This is a genomic window from Plantactinospora sonchi (genome assembly GCF_036422035.1).
GTDB classification, from domain to species: Bacteria; Actinomycetota; Actinomycetes; order Mycobacteriales; family Micromonosporaceae; genus Plantactinospora; species Plantactinospora sonchi.
Map to the genome: position 1 here is coordinate 46,546 of NZ_JAZGQK010000021.1, position 24,190 is coordinate 70,735.

Consider the following 24,190-nt stretch of genomic DNA (forward strand, 5'->3'; position numbering starts at 1 on the left):
CGGTCGCGGGAGTCCGTCGGTCAGGAGATCGAGGTGAGCGCCTTGGCGTAGGGCGGCGGCACGAAGTGCGGACCCGCCGGGGTGAAGACGTCGGTGGAGTTCGCCGCCGTCCACGCCTCGGCCGGTACGGCCGCCAGCAGGGTCCGGACCACGGCCGCGTCCCGCCAGTCGGGGTGCTCGGCGACCAGACCGAGCGCGACCACCGACTCCTCCACCTCGCCGACACACTCGAACGGCTTGTGCGCGTCGATGCCGAGCAGTTCGAGATAGCCCGGGGCCTGCGCCGGGTCGGCGAGCAGGTCGGCGCCGAAGATCCGGACCAGTCGGTCCCGGGGCATGAACGGGGCCAGCGCCAGGAAGATGAACCGGCACTTGGGGCAGTCCGCGCACCACCGCGCGCTGGGGTCGTGCAGCTTGAACGCGGCGTTGCAGCTGGTGACCACGTCGTCGTACCGGTCGAACTGGGCGAACAGTCGGGCGATGTGCAGTTCCGAGAGCGGGCGCAGCAGCGAGAAGTACGGCTCGGTCAGCCCGGCGTGTCCGGCCAGCGCCGCCCGGAGCAGTCCCTCGGCCTCGACGCCCTTGGACCACTGGTGGTTGACCTCGTGACCGTTCCAGATCAGATTCGGGTCGGAGGCGGAGCGTTCGTTCGACATCACCACCGGACCCAGCCCGTGCAGGACGGCGGTGGCGACCGCGATCAGCGAGTTGATCGCGGTGACCGGAATGTGCCCGTTCAGGGCGCCGGCCGAGTTCAGCGCGATCAGTGCCGGGTCGATCCGGCGACGGGCGGCCAGCGGGGTCAGGCCGGAGGCCTCGAAGACCGAGGTGATGATGTGGTTCGGGTTGACCGAGAACGGCACCGGGTCGAGGCCGGCCCGGCGCAGCGCCTCCAGGCTGACGATCGAGTCCTTGCCGCCGCCGACCGTCGACAGCGGCCGCCGGTCGGAGTTGTCCCAGGTGACCGGGTCGACCGGTCGGCCCTCCGGCGCGGTGGGCACCAGCTCCAGCACGTGCGGCAGTTGGTTGCGGTAGGCGTACTCGGCGAGGCCCTTGGTGTAGACGGCGGTGACCAGGGCGGTCGCGGCCTCGCCCAGCGGCGCCGGCAGGAGCAGCCGGGGCGGGGCGGCGGCCTTGTAGTAGCTGACCCCGGCGACCAGGTGCAGCAGCTCCAGGACCCGGTCGAGGGTCTGCCGGGTCGGTGCCGACGGCGGCGTCGGCGGGACCGGCAGGGTGATCGTCTCGGTGAACCGTAGCTCGCCGTCCGGGCCGGTCAGCGCGTAGTCGAGGGCGACCTCGCCGGTCTCCGGGTCGAACGAGTGGGCGGGGAAGGAGAAGGTCTCCATCCGCGGGAGCTGTCCGTTGGGCACACGCCATAGTAGGCCGGGACGATCGTGGCGCGCGGCGCAGCATGGGCAGTTTGTCGGGGTCGACGGGGTGGACCGGACCGGCGGCTGCCGCCCGGATCAGCCCGACCGGCCCGGGTCGTCGTCCGGCACGGACCGGACCAGCCGGAGCAGGGCGGCACCGACGAGGTACACGGCCAGGGCGCCGGTCGGCAGGCCCAGCGGATAGTCGCCGGACCTCGACGCCACGCTGTTGCTGAACAGGCCGACCACCGTCGCGCCGAAGCCGAGCAGGATCAGCGACAGCCGGAGCGGCGGCCGGGCCAGCGCGCGGGCCACGCCGGCCGGCAGCCAGCCGGGCCGGTGCGCGGGCCGGTGGGAGCCGCGAATCTCGATCCGGCCGAAAACACCGACCAGCAGCGCCAGCACCACGCTCAGCATGGCCAGCCAGGCGATCCGCCAGAGCCACCAGGCCGTGCTCCCGACCGGTGGGGTGGGCAGCACGCCGAGCGCGTCGAGCAGGCCGGCCAGCAGGATCACCGCGGTGAGATGCCACAGGAAGACGGTCAGGATCACGGCGTTCACCGCGACCACGGCCGTCCACGGCCGGGGCCGGTGCAGCCACCGCTCGGCGGGCCCGCGGAGCAGCATGATCAGCCCGAGCTGGGCGGTGGCCAGGGCGAGCAGGGCCAGACTCGGCGGGGACATGTTCTGGATCCGCTGGTCCGGCTGGTTGATCATGCTGATCGGGTACGGGCCGAGCACGGTCAGCAACGGCACGGCGGCCAGGCCGATCACCAGCAGCGGCAGCCCGACCCGGGGGCGCATCGGCAGCGCCCCGGTACGCCAGGCGAATCCGACCTGGTGCATGCCGAGCCAGCCGAACAGGTAGTTCCCGTACGACAGCCAACCCATCCAGAGCAGTCGACCCAGGTCACCGAGGGTGAGCAGGAGCAGGAGCACGACCGGTACGGCGAGGCCGAAGCGCCGGTGCAGGGCGTACATGACCGGGGCGAGCAGGACCACGCAGAGGTACGCGGAGAGGAACCAGAGCGGGATGGTGGCGTACCAGACCACGGTGCGGACCTGGACCGGGTCGACGCCGAGCAGTCGGGCCAGCAGGCCGGTGGCGGCGAGCAGCACCAGCAGCACGGTGGTGGGTCGGACCAGGCGTCCGGTGCGGTCGCGCAGCCACTCGCCGGCGTCACCGCCGCGTCGCCGGTGCGACTCGAGCGAGGCGGCGTTGGCGTAGCCACCGACCAGGAAGAACAGCGGCAGGACCTGGAACAGCCAGGTGCCGGGGCGGGCCGCGACCAGTGTCTCCAGCGCGGAGTGGCCGCGCAGGCCGCCGGTCGGGTCGTGGTCGATGACGGCGATCAGCCAGTGGCCGAGCACCACCATGGTGATCGCCACCGCGCGGAGCAGGTCGACGTAGCGCTCCCGTCGGGCGGGCGTGCGGCCGGCGAGCTCCCGCAGGCGGCGCATGCGGTCAGGCTATCGATCCGGCCGGGGTGGCGGCGGGGTATCCGGCAGATCGCCGGTGCCGGTGGAGTCCCTGGTGCGTTGCCGGTCCGTAACGGTTCGGCCGTCGGGGGTTGCTGCCGGCACCCACTTCCGTAAGAATCCTTCAGTAACTTACGGTTAAGTGAAGACAAGCAACGACCGTGCCAACCATCGACCGGTGCGGTGACAACTCCAGCTCCCCAGCAGCGCCCAGTGTTACCAGCCCGATGACCCTGCGCCTCGACGGCGGGCGTCGCCTCCACCGGTCGCGGCGTCCACCTGAACCGGATCCGAGGAGAAGCTATGAACAGGCGTGAGATCCTGCGTCGTACGGCGGCGGCCGGCCTGCTGGCGGCCCCCGCCACCGGCCTGCTGACCGGTTGCGCCCTCGGCGGCGGCGAGAAGGACAGTGGCGGCGAGACCTATGTGGGGACCAAGAGCGAGCAGAATCCGCTCGGTGTGAAGGACGACGCACCGCTCGAAGTGGTCATTTTCAATGGTGGCTTCGGCGAAGAGTATGCCAAGTCCCACGAGGCGATGTACACCGAGAGATATCCAAAGGCGCAGATCAAGCACTCCGCGACCCAGGAGATCAACAAGACCCTGCAGCCGCGGTTCGTCGACGGCACGCCGCCCGACGTGGTCAACAACTCCGGCGGGGGCCAGATCGACCCCAACGGCCTGGTGTCCCAGAACGCCCTCGCCGACCTCGGCGAACTGCTGGACGCGCCGAGCCTCGACGTGCCCGGGAAGACCGTCCGGCAGACCCTGCTGCCGGGCGCGGTCGAGGTCGGCTCCTACGACGGCAAGTTCCTGGTCCTGAACTACACGTACACCGTCTACGGCATCTGGTACTCCACGAAGCTCTTCACCGACCGCGGCTGGACGTACCCGAAGACCTGGGACGACCACATCGCGCTCTGCCGCGAGATCAAGGCCGCCGGCATCGCGCCCTGGACGTACGCCGGCAAGCACCCCCGGTACATGAGCTGGCCGGTGATCGCGACGGCGGTCAAGTTCGGCGGCCCGGACGTGGCCAAGGCGATCGACAACCTGGAGCCGAACGCCTGGAAGTCCGAGGCGATGAAGGCGGCGGCCGACGCCTGGTACCAGATCGTCAAGGACGGCTACATCCTCTCCGGCTCGCCGGGTCTGGACCACGTGCAGTCGCAGACCGCCTGGTGCCAGGGCAAGGCCGCCTTCATCTCCTGCGGGTCCTGGCTGGAGAGCGAGCAGAAGAAGGTCACGCCGGCCGGCTTCAACATGGCGGTGGCGCCGACACCCAGCCTCGGCAGCGGCGACAAGCTGCCGTTCGAGGCGGTCCGCGGCACCGCCGGCGAGCCGTTCATCGTGCCGGCCAAGGCCAAGAACCGGGCCGGCGGGCTGGACTACCTCCGGACGATGCTGTCGATGAAGGGCGCCCAGGACTTCACCCGCCGGGTCTCCAGCCTGACCGTGGTGGCCGGCTCCACCGAGGGCGTCGAACTGCCGTTCGGGCTGAACAGTGTGGTCAAGGCGCTGGACGCCTCGGGCACCAACGGGTTCAACTGGGTCTACAACAACTTCTACCGCAAGCTGGAGCGCGAGCTGGTCGACGCGGCCTGCGGCGAGTTCTTCAGCGGCCGGAGCACCCCGGCGGCGTTCCTCGAGGCGTGCCAGAAGGGTGCCGACCAGATCGCCGCCGACACCACGATCAAGAAGTACAAGCGCGCGTAGTCGGGTCACGTCGCCGGGGGTCGGTCCACACCGGGCCGGCCCCCGGCGACGCGGTTGTCGCGGGAGGCGGTCTTCCCGCGTGGAGTGGGCAGGATGTCGGTCTCGTGAAACATGGCAAGTACCCGCTGATCATCACCTTCCTGGTGCCGCCGTTGCTGCTGTACGGCATCTTCGTGCTCTCGCCGTACCTGCAGGCGTTTCAGATCTCCAGCACCGACTGGCTCGGCTACTCGGCCAGCGCCGACTACGTCGGGCTGGACAACTTCGCGACCCTGGTCCGCGACGGCTACCTGTGGAACGCGGTGAAGAACAACGCGATCCTGCTGGTGCTGCTGCCGGTCCTCACCATCACGCTCGGCCTCTTCTTCGCCACCATGCTCAACACCGGCGGTCGCCGCGGCCGGGCCGGCGTGGTCGGGGTACGCGGCTCCTCGGTGTACCGGCTGGTCTACTTCTTTCCCCAGGTCCTCTCGGTGGTGATCATCGCGCTGCTCTGGAAGGAGGTCTACCACCCGAACAACGGTCTGCTCAACGCCACGCTGCGCGGGTTCGGGCTGCCCGCCCCCACCTGGCTGGGCGACCCCCGGACCGCGTTCTGGGCGGTGCTGGCGGTGATGGTCTGGAGCAACGTCGGCTTCTACGTGGTGCTCTTCGGCGCCGCCATGCAGGCCATTCCCCGGGACATCTACGAGGCGGTGATGCTCGACGGTGCGTCCCGGTGGACCACCCTGACCAGGGTCACCATCCCGCTGCTCTGGGACACCGTCCAGGTCGCCTGGATCTACCTGGCGATCGCCGCGCTGGACGGCTTCATCCTGATCCAACAGATGACCGACGGCGGGCCGAACCACTCCTCCGACGTGATCGGACTGCGGATGTACAACACCGCCTTCGGCAGCGAGACCAAGTTCGGGTACGCCTCGGCGATCGGCGTGGTGATGTTCTTCCTGACCCTGTCGGTGGCGGTACTGGCGCTGCGGGCCGCCCGACGCGAACGGATCGAGTACTGATGACCACCGTGGACACCCCCACGCCGGCCGCGTCCGCCGACGACCGGGCGGCCCGGCCGCGGACCGGCGACCGGGCACCCCGTCGCGACCTCGGTGTGCTCAATGTCTTCTCGCACGGCTTCCTGCTGCTCTGGGCCCTGCTGACCACCCTGCCGCTGCTCTGGGTGATGGTGAGCTCGTTCAAGAGCGACGCGGAGATCCTGTCCGACCCCTGGGGGCTGCCCGGGGCGCTGCGCCTGGAGAACTGGGTACGGGCCTGGACCGAGGCCCGGATCGGTCAGTACTTCTTCAACAGCGCGGTGGTGGTGGCCGGCTCGCTGACCCTGACCATGCTGCTCGGGGCCACCGCCGCGTACGTCTTCGCCCGGTTCGAGTTCCGGGGGCGGCAGGTCTTCTACTACCTGTTCGTCGGCGGGATGATGTTCCCGGTCTTCCTCGCCCTGGTCCCGCTCTTCTTCGTGGTCCGCAACGCGGGGCTGTTCAACAGCTGGATCGGGCTGATCCTGGTCTACGCGGCGTACTCGCTGCCGTTCACGGTCTTCTTCCTCACCGCGTTCTTCCGGACCCTGCCGACCTCGGTCGCCGAGGCGGGGCTGATCGACGGCTGCGGTCACTTCCGGCTCTTCTTCCAGGTGATGTTGCCGATGGCGCGACCGGGACTGATCAGTGTGGCGATCTTCAACTTCCTGAGTCAGTGGAACCAGTTCATCCTGCCGCAGGTGCTGATGCAGGGCGACGAGTCGAAGTGGGTGCTCGCCCAGGGGCTGGCCGCGCTGGCGATCAGTCAGGGCTACCAGGGTGACTTCAGCGGGCTCTTCGCTGGGCTCACCCTCGGCATGCTGCCGGTGCTGGCGGTCTACGTCGTCTTCCAGCGGCAGATCCAGTCGGGCCTGACCGCCGGCCAGCTCAAGTAGCCCCGATGTCAGGAAGGGGCCCTTCTACAACAGAAAACGTTAGGAAGGGGCCCTTCCTAACAGCCGGCGGTGCAGTTCGGCAGGGTCGGTCACCTCGGGCAGCGCCCGGGCGGCCAGCCAGGCCGCCGCGACCGCGCCGTCGCCCGCGCCGAGCAGCGGAGCCGTCGGCCACCGCGCGGCCAGGGCCGGACGGACCGCGTCGGCCAGCGGGGTGGCGCCGGTGAGCAGGCCACCGCCGAGCACGACCGGGCTGCGTGCCGCCGTCGGTCGGATCCGGGCCACGCTCGCGGCGAGCAGTCGGGCCGCCTCGGCGACGATCCCGGTTGCCGCGGGTTCGCCGTCGGCGGCGGCGCGTACCAGCAGGGGAGCGAGGCCGGCGAGTTCGACCGGGGCACGCCGGGTCACCGCCTGGACGAGCAGATCCCCGGTGTCCCGGGACCGGGGCGCCACCTGGGCGGAGCCGAGCAGTTCGGTGAGGACGAGCCGGCCGAGCGTGCCGGGCGGCTGCTGGGCGTCCAGTTCGGCCAGGGTGTGCCGGACCGCCTCGCGGCCGAGCCAGAAGCCGCTGCCGGCGTCGCCGAGCAGCCAGCCGTGTCCGTCGGCCACCCGGTCCAGGGTCAGGTCGCGTACCTCGGCGGCGATCGCGCCGGTGCCGGCGATCAGGATCGTGCCGTCCGGTTCGGCCGTGCCGGAGGCGTACGCGACGAGCGCGTCACCGACGACCGCGTACGGGCAGCGGAGCCCGACCTGGTGCCACGCCCGGTCGAAGGCGGCCCGGCCGGCGGGGTCGGCGAGCAGTCGGCCGGCGCCGGCCAGTCCGATGGTGCCGGCCCGGACCAGGGTCGGGTCGAGGCCGGCGAGGGCGGCGTGGAGGGCGATCCGGAGCTGTGCGGCGGCCGGCTCGGCGCCGTGGCTGGTCGGGTTGCCGCCGCCGGCCCGACCGGTGCCGAGTCGCTCGCCGGTGAGCGAGACGACGGTGGCCCGGGTCGATGTGCCGCCGACGTCGAGGCCGAGCACCATCGTGCCGGACATCGACGCCGTCACCTACCCACCGGGCTCAGCATGGCGTCCATGCTGCTCGGTGTGGCTGCGCGGGGCAAGATCCGACCGGCTCGCGGTGGAACGGGCCAGGTAACAGTTTGAAAACTTCGCCCATCGTCTTGACAAGCAGGGGGTTTCAGTAAGAACTTTTACCACTAACAGTTAACTTCCTTTTCCGAAAGGCGTGCCCATGGTCGAGCACGAGGCGGACGCCGTCGCGGGCACCGCGGTGGTGGATGCCGAGCGCGACCTGCGGGCCGCCGCCGGACTCTCCCCGGCGGACAGTGTCCTGGTCCGGGTACGGTCCCGGCTGACCGAGTTCACCGGCGCCCTGCAACGGGTCGCCGAGCAGGTGCTCGCCGATCCGGCCGCCGCCGCCCGGGCCACCATCGTCGAACTGGCCGAACGCAGCGGCACCTCGCCGGCCACCGTCACCCGGTTCTGCCGGGCGATGGGTTTCGAGGGCTACGCCGACCTCCGGCTCGGCATCGCCGCCGAGACCGGCCGCGCGCACACCGCCGGCTGGACCGTCGACATCGGACGGGAGATCCAGCCGACCGACCCACTGGAGCGGGTGCTGGGCCAGATCATCGCCGCGGACACCCAGGCCATGCACGACACCGCCACCCTGCTCGACCTGACCGAGGTCGAGCGGGCCGCCGACGCCATCGCCCGGGCCGACCGGGTCAACATCTTCGGCGCCAGCGGCAGCGCCCTGGTGGGCGAGGAGATGCAGTTCAGCCTGCACCGCATCGGGGTCGCCGCGTGGGCCTGGAACGACGTCCACGAAGGGCTCGCCTCGGCGGCCCTGCTCCGGGCGGGCGACGTGGCGCTCGGTATCTCACACACCGGCCAGACCCGGGAGACCATCGAGACCCTCGCCGAGGCGGGCAGCCACGGGGCGACCACGGTGGCGCTCACCGGGTTCCCCCGGTCGCCGCTGGCCGAACTCGCCGACATCGTCCTGCTCACCGCGAGCCAGGCGACCACCTTCCGACCGGACGCGCTCTCCGCCCGGCATCCCCAGCTTGTTGTCCTCGACCTGCTCTACATCGCCGTCGCCCAGCGAACCCACGACCGGGCCCACGCCGCGTTCCAGCGGACCGCCCGGGCGGTGGGTGGGCACAAGGCGGCGAAGGAGACACGACCGTGACGCCGCCACGGGTCACCGTCCGTCGTGTTGAGCCGGCGCTGTTCGCCGGTGCGCCCGACGGTCCCCGTCGAGCCGGAGGATCCCCCATCCGCCTCCGACCCGATCGTCCCGACACCGTCACCGGGAAACCCCGGTCTCGGCAGGGGCGAGCACCCGCACCGCTGGCCGGTCCGGGCCGACCGGAGTACTCCGACCGGCCCGACCCGACTCTCAACTGAGGAGATGAAGATGTCCGCAACCCCCGACAACCCGTCGGCGCACTTTGACCCGTCGGCCACCTCCGGACCGGACCTGCCGGGCGCGCTCGGCGCCTCCCGTCGTACCGTGCTGCGCCGGGCCGCCGCCGCCGGCCTGCTCGTCACCCCGGCCGCCGGGCTGCTGAGCGCCTGCGCCACCGGTGGCGACGACGGCGGCAGCAACGAACAGGCCACCGGCGAGAAGAGCGCGACGAACCCGCTGGGCGTCAAGGAGGACGCCGCGCTGGAGGTCGTCATCTTCAACGGCGGGTACGGCGACAAGTACGCCACCGACGTGCACGAGAAGCTGTACAAGACGGCGTTCCCGAAGGCGGAGATCAAGCACCAGGCGACCCAGGCGGTCTCCACGGTGCTGCAGCCCCGGTTCGCCTCCGGCAACCCGCCGGAGTTCGTCAACAACTCGGGCGAGAAGTTCCTCGACTTCGGCGCCCTGGTCGCCGACGGCCAGATGCAGGACCTGACCGACCTCTGGGACGCGCCGTCGGTCGACGACCCGAGCAAGAAGGTCCGGGACACCATCATTCCCGGCGTGGTCGAGCAGGGGATGTTCAACACCCCGGACGGGCAGCGCAAGCCGTATGTCCTGTACTACGTCTCGACCGTGTACGGCATCTGGTATTCCGGCAAGCTGTTCAAGGACAACGGTTGGACCGCCCCCACCACCTGGGAGCAGTTCACCGCGCTCTGCGAGCAAATCAAGTCGAAGGGCATCACCCCGTTCGGGTACGCCGGGGCGAACGCCGCCTACTACCAGTGGAACGTGATCCTCTCCCAGGCGGCCAAGGTCGGCGGGCCGGACGTCCTGAAGAACATCGACAACCTGCAGCCGGGGGCGTGGACCGCCGAGCCGGTGCTGCAGGCCGCCCGGGCCTGGGCCGAGATCGGCAAGAACTTCTCGGACAAGAGCTTCGAGGGGCTCAAGCACACCGACGTGCAGCTGCGGCAGAACCAGTACAAGCTCGCCTTCTACCCCAGCGGTGACTGGCTGGAGAACGAGCAGAAGAGCAACACGCCGGCCGGCTTCGAGTACCAGATCATGCCGATGCCGAGCCTGACCACGGCGGACAAGCTGCCGGCCGGGGCGATCCGGGCGGCAGGCGGCGAGGGCTACTTCGTCTCGGCGAAGAGCAAGAACCCGCGCGGCGGCATGGAGTACATGCGGCAGATGCTCTCCAAGGCGGGCGCCCGGGGCTTCACCGAGACCGTCGGCGCGGCCACCGTGGTGCCGACCGGCAGCGAGGGCTTCCAGTTCCCGCCGGGGGTGGCCAGCTCGCAGGCCGCGCTGAAGGCGGCCGGGGCGAACGTCTTCAACATGATGTTCGACAACTGGTACAAGGAGCTGGACACTGAGGCCCGGACCGCGACCAACGAGCTGATGTTCGGCCGCGCCTCGGCCGAGCAGTGGGCCGAGCGGATCCAGAAGCGGGCCGACGCGATCAAGAGCGACAGCAGCGTCGCGAAGTTCACCCGCTAGTCGATCGGAGCGGAGATCATGCGGCAGGGCAAGCATCTGTCCGTCACGTTGAGCAAGTACGGGTTCATCGCCTCGTTTCTCGCGGCGCCGATAATTCTGTACTCGGTCTTCGTGGTCGGTCCGTACGCCCAGGCGTTCCAGCTCGCCATGACGGAGTGGCGGGGCATCGGCACGCCGAAGTGGGTCGGCTTCGCCAACTTCGAGCGGCTGTTTCAGGACGAGGTGTTCTGGAAGGCGATCCAGCACCACCTGGTCCTGCTGCTTGCCCTGCCGCTGATCACCATCGCCATCGCACTCTTCTTCGCCTTCATGCTCAACGTCGGCGGCGGCAGCCGCGGCGGGCAGCGGGTCGGGGTCAGGGGCTCCGGTTTCTACCGGGTGGTCTTCTTCTTCCCCCAGGTCCTCGCGGTCGCGATCATCGCGGTGCTGTTCCAGACGGTCTACCGGCCGGACGAGTCCGGTCTGATCAACGGCGTCCTGGTGAAGCTCGGGCTTGATCCGATCTTCTTCCTGATCAATCCGAACCTGGCCCTCTGGTCGATCATCGGGGTGCTGGTCTGGCAGGCGGTCGGCTTCTACGTGGTGCTCTTCTCGGCCGGCATGGCGTCGATCCCGACCGAGATCTACGAGGCGGCCGAACTCGACGGGGCCAGCCGGATCAGCATGTTCTTCCGGGTGACGATCCCACTGCTCTGGGACACCCTGCAGGTGGCCTGGGTCTACCTCGGCATCGCCGCGTTCGACGCGTTCGCCATCGTCGCGGTGCTCTCGGTGGACAGCGGCGGCCCGGACGGCGCCACCACCGTGCTGGCCATGGAGATCTACCGCAACGCCTTCGTCTACAACCGGTACGGCTACGCCTCGGCGATGGGTGTGGCGCTCTTCTTCCTGACCCTCACGTTCGCGGCGCTGACGCTGCGGGTGTCCAAGCGGGAAAGCGTCGAGTACTGACATGGGGCCGCAGATGACAACGAAGACCGAACCTCCGGCGGTCGACCGGTCGAAACTGTCCACGCCGACCGGGGACGCCAAGCGCAGGGCCCGGCGTCGCGGGATCAGGTCCGAGGTGGGTCTCTTCGCCAAACTGGGCCACCTGGCCCTGGCGGTGTGGGCGGTGATCGTCATCGCCCCGATCCTCTGGACCTTCCTGGCCTCGTTCAAGAACACCACGGAGATCTTCAGCAGCCCGTGGACCCTTCCAGGCGAGTTGCGCTGGGAGAACTGGGGGCGGGCCTGGACCGAGGCCCGGGTCGGCCGCTACTTCTTCAACAGTGTCATTGTGGTGGCGGCTGGCACCTTCGGCACCATGCTGCTCGGCTCGATGGCCGCGTACGTGCTGGCCCGGTACCGGTTCGTCGGCAACCGCCTCATCTACTACGTGTTCGTCTCCGGCCTGGCGTTCCCGGTCTTCCTGGCCCTGGTCCCGCTCTTCTTCGTAGTGAACAACCTCGGCCTGCTCGGTACCCACACCGGCCTGGTGCTGGTCTACATCGCGTACTCGCTGCCGTTCACGATCTTCTTCCTTGCCGCGTTCTTCAAGACGCTGCCGACCTCGGTCGCAGAGGCCGGCATGATCGACGGCTGCGGGCACACCCGGCTGTTCTTCCAGGTCATGCTGCCGATGGCCAAGCCGGGGATCATCAGCGTCGGCATTTTCAACATCATCGGGCAGTGGGCGCAGTATCAGTTGCCGCTGGTACTGCTGCCCGGTGGCACCGAGGACAAGTGGGTGCTCACCCAGGGCATCGCCGAGATCTCGACCAACGCCGGCTACGAGGCGGACTGGGCGGGGCTCTTCGCGGCGCTGAGCATGGCGATCCTGCCCATGATCATCGTGTACGCGATCTTCCAGCGGCAGATCCAGTCCGGCCTTACCGCCGGCGCGGTCAAGTAGCCCGGACGGATCCCACCGGCGGTGAAGTAACCCGGACGGAGCCGGTGCGGCGGGCCGGAGACCTGGTATTCCCGGCCCGGTCCGGGGCCGCCTGACCGGCGGTCCCGGCGGCCCCCGGAGGGGATCGCCGGGTCGCCACCGCGTCGGTCCGGGGCGCCCGGAAGGATGGGGGCGTGCCGCTGCTCGTGACTCCCGCCCTCCCCGGTGACCTCCTCGCCACCCTCGCCCAGCCCCACCTCGACACCGGCGACGGGCTGCTGCTGCGTCCGTGGCGCCCGGAGGACGCCGGCACCGTGCGGGCGGCGTTCAGCTGTCCGGTCATCCAGCGCTGGCACGTACGCCGGATCGACGGTGACGCCGAGGCGCGGGACTGGATCGCCGGCTGGGCCGCCCGCTGGCGCAACGGAACGGACGCCAGCTGGGCGGTGGTCGACGAACGGGACCGGCCGCTCGGTCAGGTCGGCCTGCGGATGATCTCGCTCTTCGAGGCGTCGGCGGAGTTGTCGTACTGGGTGCTGCCGGCGGCCCGGGGTGCCGGGGTCGCCGCACGTTCGGTCGGGGCCCTCACCGCCTGGTGCTTCGGCTCGCTGGGCCTGCACCGGCTGGGTCTGCTGCACTCCACGGCGAACGCCGCGTCCTGCCGGGTCGCCGAGCGGAGCGGCTATGCCCTCGAGGGCACCCTGCGCAGCGCGCTGCGGCACGCGGACGGCTGGCACGACGTGCACCTGCACGCCCGGCTGCGCGCCGACGGCGACATCCCGGCGGCGTCGGCCGGCTGACCGGGCCGGTGGGCGCCCCGTTCCGTCGGAACCATCGGGCCGCGCCCTAGGGTGGCCCGAGCGTGAACAGGTCGCCGGGCTGGCAGTCCAGTTCCCGGCAGAGTGCGCTGAGCGTGCTGAACCGGATCGCCCGGGCCCGCCCGTTCTTCAGCACCGACAGGTTGGCCAGCGTGATGCCGACCCGGCCGGCCAGTTCGGTGAGGGTCAGGCCGCGGTCGGCGAGCAGCTTGTCGAGGTGGACCTCGATCCGGTGATCGTCCTCGGGTGGCATGGTGACCGTTCCTCAGACGACGGTGTCGAGCTCGGCGCGCAGCGCCCGGCCCCGGTTGACGATCTCGGCGATGGCGAGGAGGCCGAATCCGGTCAGGACCCACGGTCCGAGGGGGGCGAGGTCCAGGACGCTGCTGAAGCCGCCGTCGGTGAACCGGGAGGACAGGCTCAGCGCGGCGATCGCCTCGGCGGTCGCGGCCAGCGGACCGCCGATCAGGACAACGAGGGCGAGGGCCCGGAGCCGTCGTACGATCGCGCCCCGGAACGGCTGGTCGCGTCGGGCCCGGCGGACGGTCGAGAGCAGCAGCCCGAGCACGGTGGCCGCCACGAGACAGCTCGGCAGTACGGTCAGCAGGCTGGCCACGAGCTGCCCGGCGGTCGGGTCGGACAGGGTCACGTCGACCGTGCCGTGCGCGGCGAGGGTGACCCCCGGGCCGAGTCCGTCCGGTGCGGCCAGTAACCCGGTGGGCAGCGCGACCATGATCTGGTCGTCGTTGAGCGTGCTCACCGTCGAGGCGACGCTGATGACGGCGAGAGCCACCAGCCCGCAGGTGATCACGGCCTGGAGTTCGGCGAGCCAGTCCGGCCGGCGAAGTCGGTCGAGGATTCGCACCGGTACCTCCTTATCGAAAATCGATATACCGATATTCGATAAGCAAGGGTCGGTTTGTCAAGCCCGCGGGTCCGACCGACCGGGCGGCGCCGACGTCGTCCCGCCGGTCCGACCGGGTTGGCGGCCGGACGGCCCGGGACCCGGCCGGGTGTGGCCGCCGACGCGGTCGGACGCGGTGGAGACCGGAGTGTCGGTCGGTCCGGGCAGAATCGTCGGCGTGCTGGTGGCGGTGGTCGCGGACGAGGACGGGGGCGGCGGCTCCCTGTGGCCGCTGCATCCGGACGGCGGTCCGGCCGGGCCGGTCGAGCGGGTGGCCGACCTGGTCGCGGCGATCGGTGACCGGGAACGCCGGCACCACCCCCGGTGGTTGTGGGCGTCCACCGCCGGCGCCTATCCCGGGCTGCTCCGTGCCGGCGTCCGGGTCGAGCGCTGCCACGACGTCGAGCTGACCGAGGCGCTGCTGCTCGGCCACGTCGGACGCTGGGGCGAGCCGCGCGGGCTGCCCGCCGCGTGGGCCCGGCTGACCGGCGGACCGGTGCCGCCGGACCCGCCGGCCCGGGCCGCCGTGCCGCCCGGCGACCACCGGGACGCGCTCTTCGAGGTGGTCCCGACGGCGCCGCCGGTCGGGATCGAGGCACTGAGCCGGGTCTACGCCGACCAGCAGACCCGGATCGCCGGGACCGAGCACCCGAGCCGCTTCCGGCTGCTGGTCGCCGCCGAGTCCGCCGGCGCCCTGATCGCGGCCGAGATGGGTGCGGCGGGGCTGCCGTGGCGGGCCGACGTGCACGACGCGCTCCTGGTCGAGCTGCTCGGCGAGCCGTCGCCGGTGGGCGGACCACCACGCCGGCTCGCCGAGCTGGCCGCCGGCATCGCCGAGGCCTTCGGCGTACGACAGCTGCACCCGGAGTCTCCGGCCGAGCTGCTCCGGGCCTTCGCCCGGGCCGGGCACGAACTGCCGAACACCCGCTCCTGGGTGCTGCGCAGGGTGGAACACCCGGCGGTCCCGCTGATCCTGGAATACAAGGAGCTCTACCGGATCTGGACGGCGCACGGCTGGGCCTGGCGCCAGGCCTGGGTCTCCGGGGGCCGGTTCCGGCCGGAGTACGTGCCGGCCGGGGTGGTCTCCGGCCGATGGGCGACCCGGGGTGGCGGCGCGCTGCAGATCCCGAAGGTGGTCCGGCGGGCGGTCCGGGCCGATCCGGGGTGGCGGCTGGTGGTCGCCGACGCCGGTCAGCTGGAGCCCCGGGTGCTGGCGGCGGTCTCCGGTGACGCCCGGCTCGCCGCCGCCGGTGGCGCCGGCGACCTCTACGCCGCGCTGGCCCGGGACAGCTTCGGCGGTGACCGGGCGCGCGCCAAGGTGGCCCTGCTCGGCGCGATGTACGGCCAGACCGGCGGTGAGGCGATCCCCGCGCTCGCGGTGCTGCGCCGCAGTTACCCGACCGCCTTCGAGTACGTCGAGGCGGCCGCCCGGACCGGTGAGGGTGGCGGCCTGGTCCGCTCCTGGCTGGGGCGGACCTGCCCACCCTCCTCGGTCTCGGTGCGGGAGTCGGAGGAGGGGGAGGGGCCGGTGCTCGAGGTGGCCGAGGTTGACCCGTTCGGTCCCCGGGCCCGGGCGGCGGCGCGGGCCCGGGGGCGGTTCACCCGCAACTTCGTGATCCAGGCGACGGCGGCGGAGTGGGCGTCGACACTGCTGGCGCTGTTGCGGGCCGGTCTGGCCGAGCCGGGCACGCGCCCGGAGGACCGGGCCGAGCTGGTCTTCTTCCAGCACGACGAGGTGCTGGTGCACTGTCCGGCGGAGCAGGCCGACCGGGTGACCGCCCTGGTGCGTGAGGCGGCGGCCCGGGCCGGGAGGTTGCTCTTCGGCGACACACCGGTGCGGTTCCCGCTGGACGTCTCGGTGGTGGACTGCTATGCGGATGCGGACTAGTTCGAAGGGCGATACCACAAAGCTCCAAATTAGTCCGTTTAGTGCCGATACTCGGCTTACGTCCGGTCGTTGGGTCCGGTGTGCGCGCGGCAGCCGCCGCGCGACCGATGTCGCGCGGCAGGGGCGCCGCGCGCCCGACGGAAGGTGACGCAACTGAGCCGGATCGCTGGAATGATCATCGCCGCGGGCGGGGGGCGCCGCATCGGCGGCCCGGAGGCGTTGCTGCACCGGGGCGAACGACCCCTGGTGAACCACGTGCTCGACACCATGCGCGAGGCCGGGTGCGGGCCGGTGGTCGTGGTCCTCGGGGCCGCGGCCGAACAGGTACGCGCCGCCGCCGACCTCGGCGACGCGATCGTGGTGGTCAATCGCTCCTGGGGCACCGGGATCGGATCGTCGATCCGGCTCGGCCTGGACGCGCTGCCCGACCCGCGTACCGAGGCGGTGGTGGTGGTACCGGTCGACATGCCGGGGCTGACCGTCGCGGCGGTACGCCGGGTCGCCGCGCTGCCGTACCCGGAGGCGCTGGTCTGTGCCACCTACGACGGGCTGCGCGGCTACCCGATGCTCTTCGGACGCCGGCACTGGGTGGGGATCGCCGCCCTGGCCAACGCCGACGTCGGGGCCCGGCCCTACCTGATGGCGCACAAGGACGAGATCGTCGACATCGCCTGCGACACGGTGGCGGACGGCAGCCGGGCCAACACCCCCGAACTGCTCGCCGCCTGGGGACTGAGCGTGCCGGTGCCCAGCCAGCGGGTGGCGGTGTGAACCGGCGGAGCCGCCGTCGGCCGGACCGGTCGGCGCGGCTGGCCTGGGGTGGGTGTCCGGACCTGTTCCCGTACCCGACCTCGCGCCGGCCGACCCCGATCGGTCCGGCCGCCCACCGGCGGATCTGGTCGGCCCCGAGGCGCCCACCGAGCCGCTGACCCCGACGCGGACAACGGCGCCGAGGGCGGCATCCGTTGCCCCGGCTGTCAGTCGGTGGGTCGGAGGAGTCGCTGCTGGAGCAGGGTCAGCCCCCAGACCAGCCAGAGACCGAGGTAGGCGAAGGGAAGCCAGCCGAAGGCGTGCAGCGACCAGCGGCCGGCCAGCGACGGTCCACCCCAGTCGGTGACCCGCTCCGGCTGCAGGGGATAGCCGAAATTCCGCAGCGTGTTCGCGACCAGCACCAGCGCGACCACGGTGGCGACCGCCGCCAGTGGTACGGCGAGCAGCCGTCGGCCGAGGAAACCGGCCCAGCGGCCGGCACGGTCCGGTTCGGCGTGCTCCGCACCGGGACGCTCCGAGCCGGCCCGATCCCACTCGACACGGTCCGCTGCGGGGCGGCCGACGGGCAGCAGTCGCGCCGAGCCGTGCACGAGCCGGCGTGCGGTGCCGGTCGCGCCGACCAGGGTCAGCAGCAGACCGGCCAGCTCCACCGGGAGAGAGATCAGGGCGTACGCCAGCCGGCGCCAACCGGTGCTGCGGAGCGGACTGAGCCAGGTCGTCTTCGTCGCGGTCATCCGCACACTGTGGACGTTCGGCCGACCGGTTGTCGTCAACCCTCAGGCAGAGGCCGGTCGGACCACGGTACTACCCCGCAGGTGCCACACCGGGGACGTCCGGTCGCCCGGCGCGGACACCCGCCCGGCCCCCGGCATCGGGTGCGGCGACCGGACGGGTGATCAGAGCTCGATGTTGAACCGACGCAGGATGGACGTGCCGGCCAGACCGGCCGCCGAGACGATCGCGACGACGGTGAAGACCACCCGCAGTACCACGGTCTCCACCTTGCTGCCAGCCCGGAAGGAGATGGCGTCGGGCAGGCCGATCATCCGCCACATCCGACGCTTGATCGGGATCGGCCAGAGGATCGGTACGCCGGCCCGGGTGATCATGTCGCCGAGGATGTGTACGAAACAGCCGACACCGAGGGCCACTCCGATCATCGGATAGCCCCGGTCGCTGGGCAGGTGGAGGTAGGTGAAGTAGGCCGCCGCCGCGGACAGCAGGGTCACCACCACCCAGCCGGCGCGCTTGGCCCACTCGTCGAAGAGGCCGCGCAGGGCCAAGCCGATCATGAAGAAGAGGACGCCCATCACCGCCCACTTGCCCCCGGAGGCGCAGAGCGCGATGGTGCCCCAGGTGACCAGGCCGACAAACGGCAGGGTGTGGGTCAGGGTGCGGTGGCCGTTGTCCCGGTCCGGGTCCTTGCTGAGCCGGGTCGCGTGGTAGACGCCGAGGGAGATCTTCTCCATCACCTCGGCGATGAAGAGCGAGACCACGCCGAAGGAACGCGAGACGGTGGAGCCGCCCTTGTTCTGCGTCACCCGGCCGGACATGTCGAGGTCGGGGAAGAGTGCCCCGCCCGCGCAGACCGCGGTGCCGACGGCGATCGCCAGCGGCGACTGCTCATAGCCGGCGAACTGGTCCAGCGCCCACGAGCCGGCCAGCCAGACGGCGGCGCCGGACAGGGCATGGGATGGCCCCATCATTGTTATGCATCCTCCCCAGGGAACACCCACATTGCGGAGTCACTGTGTCAAAGGGCGGACCGGCAGGCAATCACCTGATGATCCACACTGAATGCCCGGCGTGTCGCGGTCGGAGCGCGGGCCGTACGGCCGCCGGCGGGTCGCCGCAGCGTCGGGTACGACGGGACGCGGCGGCCCGTGCGGTACGTCGACCGACAGGTCAGCCGGCCGGACGGAAACTGGTCTGCAGCATCCGCAGGTAACTCTGGTTGACCCCCCAGTCGAACTCCCGGGTCAACCAGGAGACCGTGTACGCCCGCCGCGCCGAGGTGTTGATCAGCATCCGGACGGCCTGCACCCGCTCGCCGAGCGGGTTGGTCCACCGGCACTCCCAGACCGCGCCGCCGTCCCGGATGTCGAGCGGTCCGATCTCCACCTGTTCGTAGCCGGTCAGCGCACCCTTGACGAGCAGCCGGTGCTCCTCCGCCCGCCAGTACGCCTCGGCGTCCCGGGTCGGCGGGGTGGCGGGATCGACAGTGAGCAGCCGTGCCGTGCCGTCGACCTGCTCCCGGAAGCAGACCACGGTGCCGTCGGTGTAGCGCTGCCAACCGATCGGCACCGCGATCCGGAAACCCGACTGGTCGGTGTACCAGGTCCAGTTCTCGATCAGCCCGAACCGTTCGTGCGGCGGTCGGGGCGCGGCGGTGACCGGGACGCTCCGCTCCGGCGGCCGTACACAGGGAAAGGCGGCCGGCCCGGCCGGGGGCGTCGGTGTCCCGGGACTTGTCGGCGCGGGCAGGGCGTTGTCGCCGCGCTGGGCCCGTACCGCCAGTCCGGTGCTGAGCGCGGCCAGCACGGTGCAGGTCAGGGCCAGCGCCAGGATCCGCCAGAACCGACGGTGCCGCGAGCCGGCCCACGGCGTACCGGGCCAGGTCCTGCCGGGCCGCGCCGCCGGGTCGGGGCGGTCACCCCCGGGTGGTGCCGGGCCGACCGTCGGCCCGCCGGGCACCGCGCGCTCCGGTGTCCGTCGTCTTCCCGACACCGCATGCGGCCGCTCCGCGCGGCGCGGCCCGTCGGCGTCGTCGGCACGCCCGGGAACGGCCGGGGTCAGCCGCGCCCGCGGGGCCGGGTCGGGCCGCTCCGGACGGTCCCGCCCGTCGTCCGGATCCGGCGGATCCGGCTCCCGCCGGTTCGGTTGCGCCGCCGCCGGCGGCGCCACCCGCGGTCGCTGGTTCGGCGGGTGTCGCGGCTCGGGGGACGGGCGCGGGACCCGCTGGTGGCGCTGGTTCGGCGTACGGCGTCGTTTCGGTCGTTCGGCGGGCTCGTCCGGTTCGGCGGGAGGTGGTTCGGCCGGTGGCGGATCCGTGCGTCGGGCCAGGGAGCGGGCCAGGCCCAGCGGATGACGGCCGGAGCGGGGCGGCGGCGGATCGACGATCCGGTGCAGCAGTCGCTCGACCTCGTCGGCGGTGAGACGCTGCCGGGGGTCGCGGCGGAGCAGCCCGGCCAGTACGGGGCGGAGCGGCCCGGCCCGGGTGGTGGGGTCGGGGGGTGCCACCGCCAACGCGGTGAGCGTGGCCATCGTGGTCGGCCGGTGGTAAGGCGACCGTCCCTCCACCGCCGCGTAGAGGGTGGCGCCGAGCGACCACAGATCCGACTCCACCGTCGACGAACCGTCGGCGGCCCGTTCCGGTGAGACGTACTGCGGCGAACCGAGCACCACGCCGTCCCTGGTCAACGCGCCGTCCCCGCCGTCCACCGTGGCGAGCCCGAAGTCGGTGAGGACCACCCGGCCGTCGTCGGCGATCAGTACGTTGTGCGGCTTGACGTCGCGGTGCAGCACCCCGGAGGCGTGCGCGGCGCGCAGCGCGGCGAGCACGGCGAGGCCGACCTCGGCGGTCCGGCGTGGCGGGAGCGGACCGTCGGAGTCGAGGACCTGCTGCACCGAGCGGGACGGGACGTACTCCATGACGATCCACGGGGAGTCGGCGGAGTGCACGACGTCGTAGACCCGTACCACGTTGGGGTGGTTCAACCGGGCGGCGGTACGCGCCTCGCGCAGGGTCCGGACCGACAGCTCGACGCGCTCGTCCGGGGTCATCCACTCCGGAGGGACCACCTGTTTCATCGCCACCGGGCGGCGCAGCATCTCGTCGGTGGCCAGCCAGACCCGACCCATCCCGCCACTGCCGACGGTGTGCAGCAGCAGGTATCGATCCGCGATCCGTACCTGCTGCACCGGCGGTCCCCTCTGTTACCCGCCGTACACGATAGCGAGCGGGCTGTGCCTTTCGCATCATCCGTCGACGCGTCGGCACAGCTCCGCCCACAGATCGGAAATCTTCTCACCGGCCGTCCGGCCGGCAAGGGGTCAACAGGCGGCGCCGTCGAGGGCGAACAGGTTCCCCTCCGGTACGACGATCCGCCCCGCGCCGCCACCGGACCGGGTACGCGGCGCCGGCCCGGCGTTCGCCGCGCTGGCGTACACGGCGGCGGTCCGGGCGGCGATGCTCGCCCAGCCGTACCGCTCGGCGACCATGGTGCGGGCCCGGCGGGCCACCCGACGGGCGAAGACCTCGTCGCCGAGCAGCGAGTCGACGGCGCCGGCCAGCGCGTCCGGGTCGCTGTGCGGGAAGGTGACCCCGGTGACCCCCGGCTCGACGATCTCGGCGAGTCCGCCGGTGGCGGCCACCGCGAGCGGCGCCCCGGCGGCGGCGGCCTCCAGGGCGACCATGCCGAACGGCTCGTAGAGGCTCGGCACGACCGTCGCGTCGGTGGCGGCGAGCACCGCCGGCAACTGCCGCTCGGTCATGAACCCGGCGAACCGTACGGTCTGCTCCAGCCCGAGCCGGGACGCCTGCTCCTGCAGCTCCGACCGGTACGGCCCGTCCCCGGCGATCACCACCCGCAGTCCGGGGTGCCGGTCCCGCAGCCGGGGTACCGCGCGCACCAGGTGCTGCACACCCTTCTCGTAGACCAGCCGGCCGGCGAAGCCGACCAGCGGTCCGTCCCCGGCGAACCGCTTGCGGGCGGCGGCGACCGCCCGGGGCTGGGCCGCCCAGGCCCGGTCGTCGACCCCGTTCGGCACCACGTCGACGTGCCCGGCGGGCAGCCCGAACAGGGCGGCCACCTGGTCCCGCATGTAACCCGAGCAGGTGATCACCCGGTGCGACTCCTGGCTCAGCCAGTGCTCGACCGAGTGGATGGTCCGGTTCATCTCCTCCGGCAGCCAGCCCTGGTGCCGGCCCGCCTCGGTGGCGTGCATCGTGGTGACCAGCGGGATGTCCAGGTGGTCGGCGAGGTTGATCGCGGTGTGCGCGACCAGCCAGTCGTGCGCGTGGATCACGTCGTACCGCTGGTTGCGGGTGGCCCGCAGCGCGGTCCGGGTCAGGGTGTGGTTGAAGGCCATGGTCCAGGCGAGCAGGCTCGGGGTGGCCAGCGGGAAGCCGACCGGGTCCTCGGGGGCGCGCAGCACGTGCACCCCGTCGACGTACGCCTCGACCGGCGCGCCCTCGCCGTGCCGGGTGACGACGGTGACCTGGTGCCCGGCGGCGGCCAGCGCGGTGGCCAGCGCGTGCACGTGCCGCCCGAGTCCGCCGACCAGCACCGGCGGGTACTCCCAGGAGAGGATCAGCACGCGTTGCGGGCGGGCCACGGGGAAATCGATGACCTCGGCGTTCGGCGACATGCCCGGCCCCCTTTTCAGATGATTCCAGCGCACACGCGCACAGACACCGGTCGCCGGTGCCTCCGCGTCATTGGGTTGTCGCCAATACTGCCGGTCCGGGGAAAACCGGCGAAGACGTGGCCGTTGCGGGCATGTAACGCTGGTCGGTCACCTTCCCCTGACCCGGAGGAGTTCCGCCACCGACCACGCCTGGAAGGGCGCTCCGGTGGCCGCGTGCGGGGCGGCCCCGTCCGCGGTCTCGCTCACCGAGCCGAGGCCGAACTCCACCAGGTGTGCCTCCAACCCGGTGAAGAGGGCGGGAAGTTCGGCACCGGCCGGTCCGGCGGCCCGGGCCGCGTCGGCGTACGGGCCGATCAGCCAGGGCCAGACCGTGCCCTGGTGGTATCCGGAGTCCCGGTCCGCCGGCCCGCCCCGGTGCCGGGCGACAAAACCGGGACTGTCCGGGGCGAGACTGCGCGGGCCGAGCGGGGTGAGCAGGGCGGCACCGATCCGGGCCAGCACCGCCGGGTCCGGTTCCAGCGGCGCGTACGGCAACGACCAGGCGAGCAGCTGGTTCGGGCGGAGCAGGTCGTCGTCGTGCCGGTCGGCGGCACCCCGGGGATAGGCCGGCGCCGGCGCGTCGACCACGTCGTGCAGCCAGCCGGCCGGGGCCGGGAAGCGACGCCGGAACGACTCCCGGGCCCGGTCCCGCGCGGCCGGCACCGGCCCGGGGTCCTGGCCGACCAGCCCGGCCAGTTCGGCGACGGCGGCCAGCCCGTTGATCCACAACGCGTTCACCTCGACCGGCTTGCCGGCCCGCTGGGTCACCGGCTCGCCGTCGACCCGGGCGTCCATCCAGGTCAGCGCCTCCCCGGCGGCGCCCTGGGCGAGCAGTCCGTCCGCCGGATCGACCCCGATGCCGTACCGGCCGGTGCCGCGCAGGTGGTGGTCGACCACGTCGCGCAGCGCGGGCAGCAGTTCGGCGGCGAGGTCGGTGTCCCCGGCGACCGCCACGTGCCGGGCCACCGCGTGCAGGAACCAGAGCGTGCCGTCCACGGTGTTGTACTCCACCCGGCCGGTGTCGGCGGTGTTGGCGAGCATCCCGTCCGACAACGTCGCCGCGTACGCCCGCAGCAGCTCCCGGCCCTCGTCGGCACGGTTGGTGGCCAGGAAGAGCCCCTCGTAGGAGATCATCGTGTCCCGGGACCAGGCCCCGAACCAGGGATAGCCGGCGACCACGTCCGGGGCCGCTCCGGCCGGTGTGTCAGCGGCGGGGCCGGGACCGCCGGGGCGGATCACGAAGGCGTCGGCGGCCAGGGCCAGCGTCGCGGCCACCTGGTCCGCCGGTCTCGCCGCCGCCACCACCCGACGGTTGCGGCGCCGGGCCGCCTCGATCACCTCGCCGGCCGGTGGCGGTTCGACCGCCAACGCGTCCGGATCACCGGCCCAGGCCAGCACCGAGACGGTGTCGCCGGGCTTGTCGAGCGCGCCGGCGAACCGGCCCGCGTACCAGAGGTCCTCCTCCGGGGTCAGTCCCCGGGCCGCCTCCTCCCGGTGGTGCACCCCGTACCACCAGCGGCCCTCCGGGGACCAGTCCGGCCCGGCGAGCCGGAACGCCCCCTCGACCACCGCACCGCCGGCGACCGGTTCGATCACCGGCGGCGGTCCGTCCGCGCGCCGTTCACCGTGCGCGTCCCGCCAGGTGACCACCGCGGCCAGCCCCAGCCGGGCCGGCCCGCCGGAGACCAGCCGGTGCCGCACCGCCAGGCAGGACCGGCCGTACGCCATGGCCAGCTCGCGCTCGACGACCAGGTCGCCGACCCGCCACCGCCAGCGGGGCAGCCCGTCGGTCAGGTCGAAGCGTTCCAGCAGCTCGAACCCGCGCGGGTCGACGACGTCGGAACGCCACTCGTGGGCGCCGAGCCGTACCGTGGCGCCGGACGGCAGCGTCAGTTCCGGATCCAGGCTGACCAGCGCCAGCCGCCGGGCGGCCGGGGTCGGCCCGGCGACCACCAGCAGCCCGTGGTAGCGCCGGGTGCGCAGGCCGCCCACCGTGCCCATCGCGTAGCCGCCCAGCCCGTCCGGGACCAGCCACTCCCGGTCGGTCGCGGACGCCAGATGACCGCAGACCCGCGGTCCGAACTCGATAGGCAGCATGGCGCCATGATGCCCG

Annotated in this window: 20 protein-coding genes; 10 read left to right on the top strand and 10 right to left on the bottom strand. The window is 72.1% G+C overall.

Annotated elements, in window-relative coordinates:
* Positions 1-20: 20 nt before the first annotated feature.
* Entirely contained in the window at positions 21-1,370 is a 1,350-nt protein-coding gene (locus V1633_RS23570; protein ID WP_331216553.1) for a hypothetical protein, read from the bottom strand.
* Positions 1,371-1,466: 96 nt separating this feature from the next.
* A complete protein-coding gene (locus V1633_RS23575; RefSeq protein ID WP_331216554.1) occupies positions 1,467-2,831 on the bottom strand; it encodes an acyltransferase family protein in 1,365 nt (454 codons plus the stop codon).
* A gap of 321 nt (positions 2,832-3,152) precedes the next feature.
* On the opposite strand from V1633_RS23575, the gene ngcE (V1633_RS23580) reads away from it, so the two are divergent.
* The 3 genes from ngcE (V1633_RS23580) to V1633_RS23590 all read left to right on the top strand — a co-directional run bounded on the left by ngcE (V1633_RS23580) (position 3,153) and on the right by V1633_RS23590 (position 6,489).
* Positions 3,153-4,565 (top strand): N-acetylglucosamine/diacetylchitobiose ABC transporter substrate-binding protein, encoded by a 1,413-nt coding sequence (gene ngcE, locus V1633_RS23580; RefSeq protein ID WP_331216555.1) that lies wholly within the window; start codon positions 3,153-3,155, stop codon positions 4,563-4,565.
* Positions 4,566-4,669: 104 nt separating this feature from the next.
* Positions 4,670-5,575 (top strand): carbohydrate ABC transporter permease, encoded by a 906-nt coding sequence (locus tag V1633_RS23585; RefSeq protein WP_331216556.1) that lies wholly within the window; start codon positions 4,670-4,672, stop codon positions 5,573-5,575.
* Positions 5,575-6,489 (top strand): carbohydrate ABC transporter permease, encoded by a 915-nt coding sequence (locus V1633_RS23590; RefSeq protein ID WP_331216557.1) that lies wholly within the window; start codon positions 5,575-5,577, stop codon positions 6,487-6,489. Before V1633_RS23585 ends, V1633_RS23590 begins: the two co-directional genes overlap by 1 nt.
* Before the next feature lie 39 nt (positions 6,490-6,528).
* On the opposite strand, the gene V1633_RS23595 is transcribed toward V1633_RS23590, so the two are convergent.
* Complete coding sequence (locus V1633_RS23595) at positions 6,529-7,521, bottom strand: N-acetylglucosamine kinase (RefSeq protein ID WP_331216558.1); 993 nt, start codon at positions 7,519-7,521, stop codon at positions 6,529-6,531.
* Positions 7,522-7,720: 199 nt separating this feature from the next.
* Between V1633_RS23595 and V1633_RS23600 the strand changes: the two genes are divergently transcribed.
* From V1633_RS23600 to V1633_RS23620, 5 genes are all read left to right on the top strand, one after another.
* Positions 7,721-8,683, top strand: a complete 963-nt coding sequence (locus V1633_RS23600; RefSeq protein ID WP_331216559.1) for a MurR/RpiR family transcriptional regulator — start codon at positions 7,721-7,723, stop codon at positions 8,681-8,683.
* 228 nt (positions 8,684-8,911) lie between these two features.
* Entirely contained in the window at positions 8,912-10,414 is a 1,503-nt protein-coding gene (ngcE, locus tag V1633_RS23605; RefSeq protein WP_331216560.1) for an N-acetylglucosamine/diacetylchitobiose ABC transporter substrate-binding protein, read from the top strand.
* Between the two features lie 18 nt (positions 10,415-10,432).
* Positions 10,433-11,365, top strand: a complete 933-nt coding sequence (locus tag V1633_RS23610; RefSeq protein WP_331216561.1) for a carbohydrate ABC transporter permease — start codon at positions 10,433-10,435, stop codon at positions 11,363-11,365.
* 13 nt (positions 11,366-11,378) lie between these two features.
* Positions 11,379-12,308 (top strand): carbohydrate ABC transporter permease, encoded by a 930-nt coding sequence (locus V1633_RS23615; protein WP_331216562.1) that lies wholly within the window; start codon positions 11,379-11,381, stop codon positions 12,306-12,308.
* Between the two features lie 173 nt (positions 12,309-12,481).
* Complete coding sequence (locus V1633_RS23620) at positions 12,482-13,087, top strand: GNAT family N-acetyltransferase (RefSeq protein ID WP_331216563.1); 606 nt, start codon at positions 12,482-12,484, stop codon at positions 13,085-13,087.
* 46 nt (positions 13,088-13,133) lie between these two features.
* Here the strand turns inward: V1633_RS23620 and V1633_RS23625 are convergent, their stop codons facing one another.
* Together V1633_RS23625 and V1633_RS23630 are read right to left on the bottom strand one after the other, a co-directional pair.
* Positions 13,134-13,358, bottom strand: a complete 225-nt coding sequence (locus tag V1633_RS23625) for a helix-turn-helix domain-containing protein (protein WP_331216564.1) — start codon at positions 13,356-13,358, stop codon at positions 13,134-13,136.
* Positions 13,359-13,370: 12 nt separating this feature from the next.
* Positions 13,371-13,970 (bottom strand): DUF2975 domain-containing protein, encoded by a 600-nt coding sequence (locus V1633_RS23630; protein ID WP_331216565.1) that lies wholly within the window; start codon positions 13,968-13,970, stop codon positions 13,371-13,373.
* A gap of 187 nt (positions 13,971-14,157) precedes the next feature.
* Between V1633_RS23630 and V1633_RS23635 the strand changes: the two genes are divergently transcribed.
* Together V1633_RS23635 and V1633_RS23640 are read left to right on the top strand one after the other, a co-directional pair.
* Positions 14,158-15,897 (top strand): bifunctional 3'-5' exonuclease/DNA polymerase, encoded by a 1,740-nt coding sequence (locus V1633_RS23635; protein WP_407952090.1) that lies wholly within the window; start codon positions 14,158-14,160, stop codon positions 15,895-15,897.
* 171 nt (positions 15,898-16,068) lie between these two features.
* Entirely contained in the window at positions 16,069-16,668 is a 600-nt protein-coding gene (locus tag V1633_RS23640) for a nucleotidyltransferase family protein (RefSeq protein ID WP_331216566.1), read from the top strand.
* Positions 16,669-16,874: 206 nt separating this feature from the next.
* Here V1633_RS23640 and V1633_RS23645 read toward each other — a convergent pair whose 3' ends face one another.
* The 5 genes from V1633_RS23645 to V1633_RS23665 all read right to left on the bottom strand — a co-directional run bounded on the left by V1633_RS23645 (position 16,875) and on the right by V1633_RS23665 (position 24,174).
* Entirely contained in the window at positions 16,875-17,402 is a 528-nt protein-coding gene (locus tag V1633_RS23645; RefSeq protein ID WP_331216567.1) for a hypothetical protein, read from the bottom strand.
* A 162-nt stretch (positions 17,403-17,564) separates the two neighbouring features.
* Positions 17,565-18,374, bottom strand: a complete 810-nt coding sequence (locus tag V1633_RS23650) for a metal-dependent hydrolase (protein WP_331216568.1) — start codon at positions 18,372-18,374, stop codon at positions 17,565-17,567.
* Between the two features lie 199 nt (positions 18,375-18,573).
* Positions 18,574-20,589 carry a protein kinase domain-containing protein gene (locus tag V1633_RS23655; protein WP_331216569.1) on the bottom strand — a complete coding sequence of 672 codons (2,016 nt, stop codon included), beginning with the start codon at positions 20,587-20,589 and terminating at the stop codon, positions 18,574-18,576.
* 132 nt (positions 20,590-20,721) lie between these two features.
* On the bottom strand, positions 20,722-22,038 hold the full coding sequence (locus V1633_RS23660) for a glycosyltransferase family 4 protein (RefSeq protein ID WP_331216570.1): 1,317 nt from the start codon (positions 22,036-22,038) through the stop codon (positions 20,722-20,724).
* 147 nt (positions 22,039-22,185) lie between these two features.
* The gene (locus V1633_RS23665; protein ID WP_331216571.1) at positions 22,186-24,174 is read right to left on the bottom strand and encodes an amylo-alpha-1,6-glucosidase; all 1,989 of its coding nucleotides are present in this window, start codon (positions 24,172-24,174) and stop codon (positions 22,186-22,188) included.
* Between the last annotated feature and the right edge of the window lie 16 nt (positions 24,175-24,190).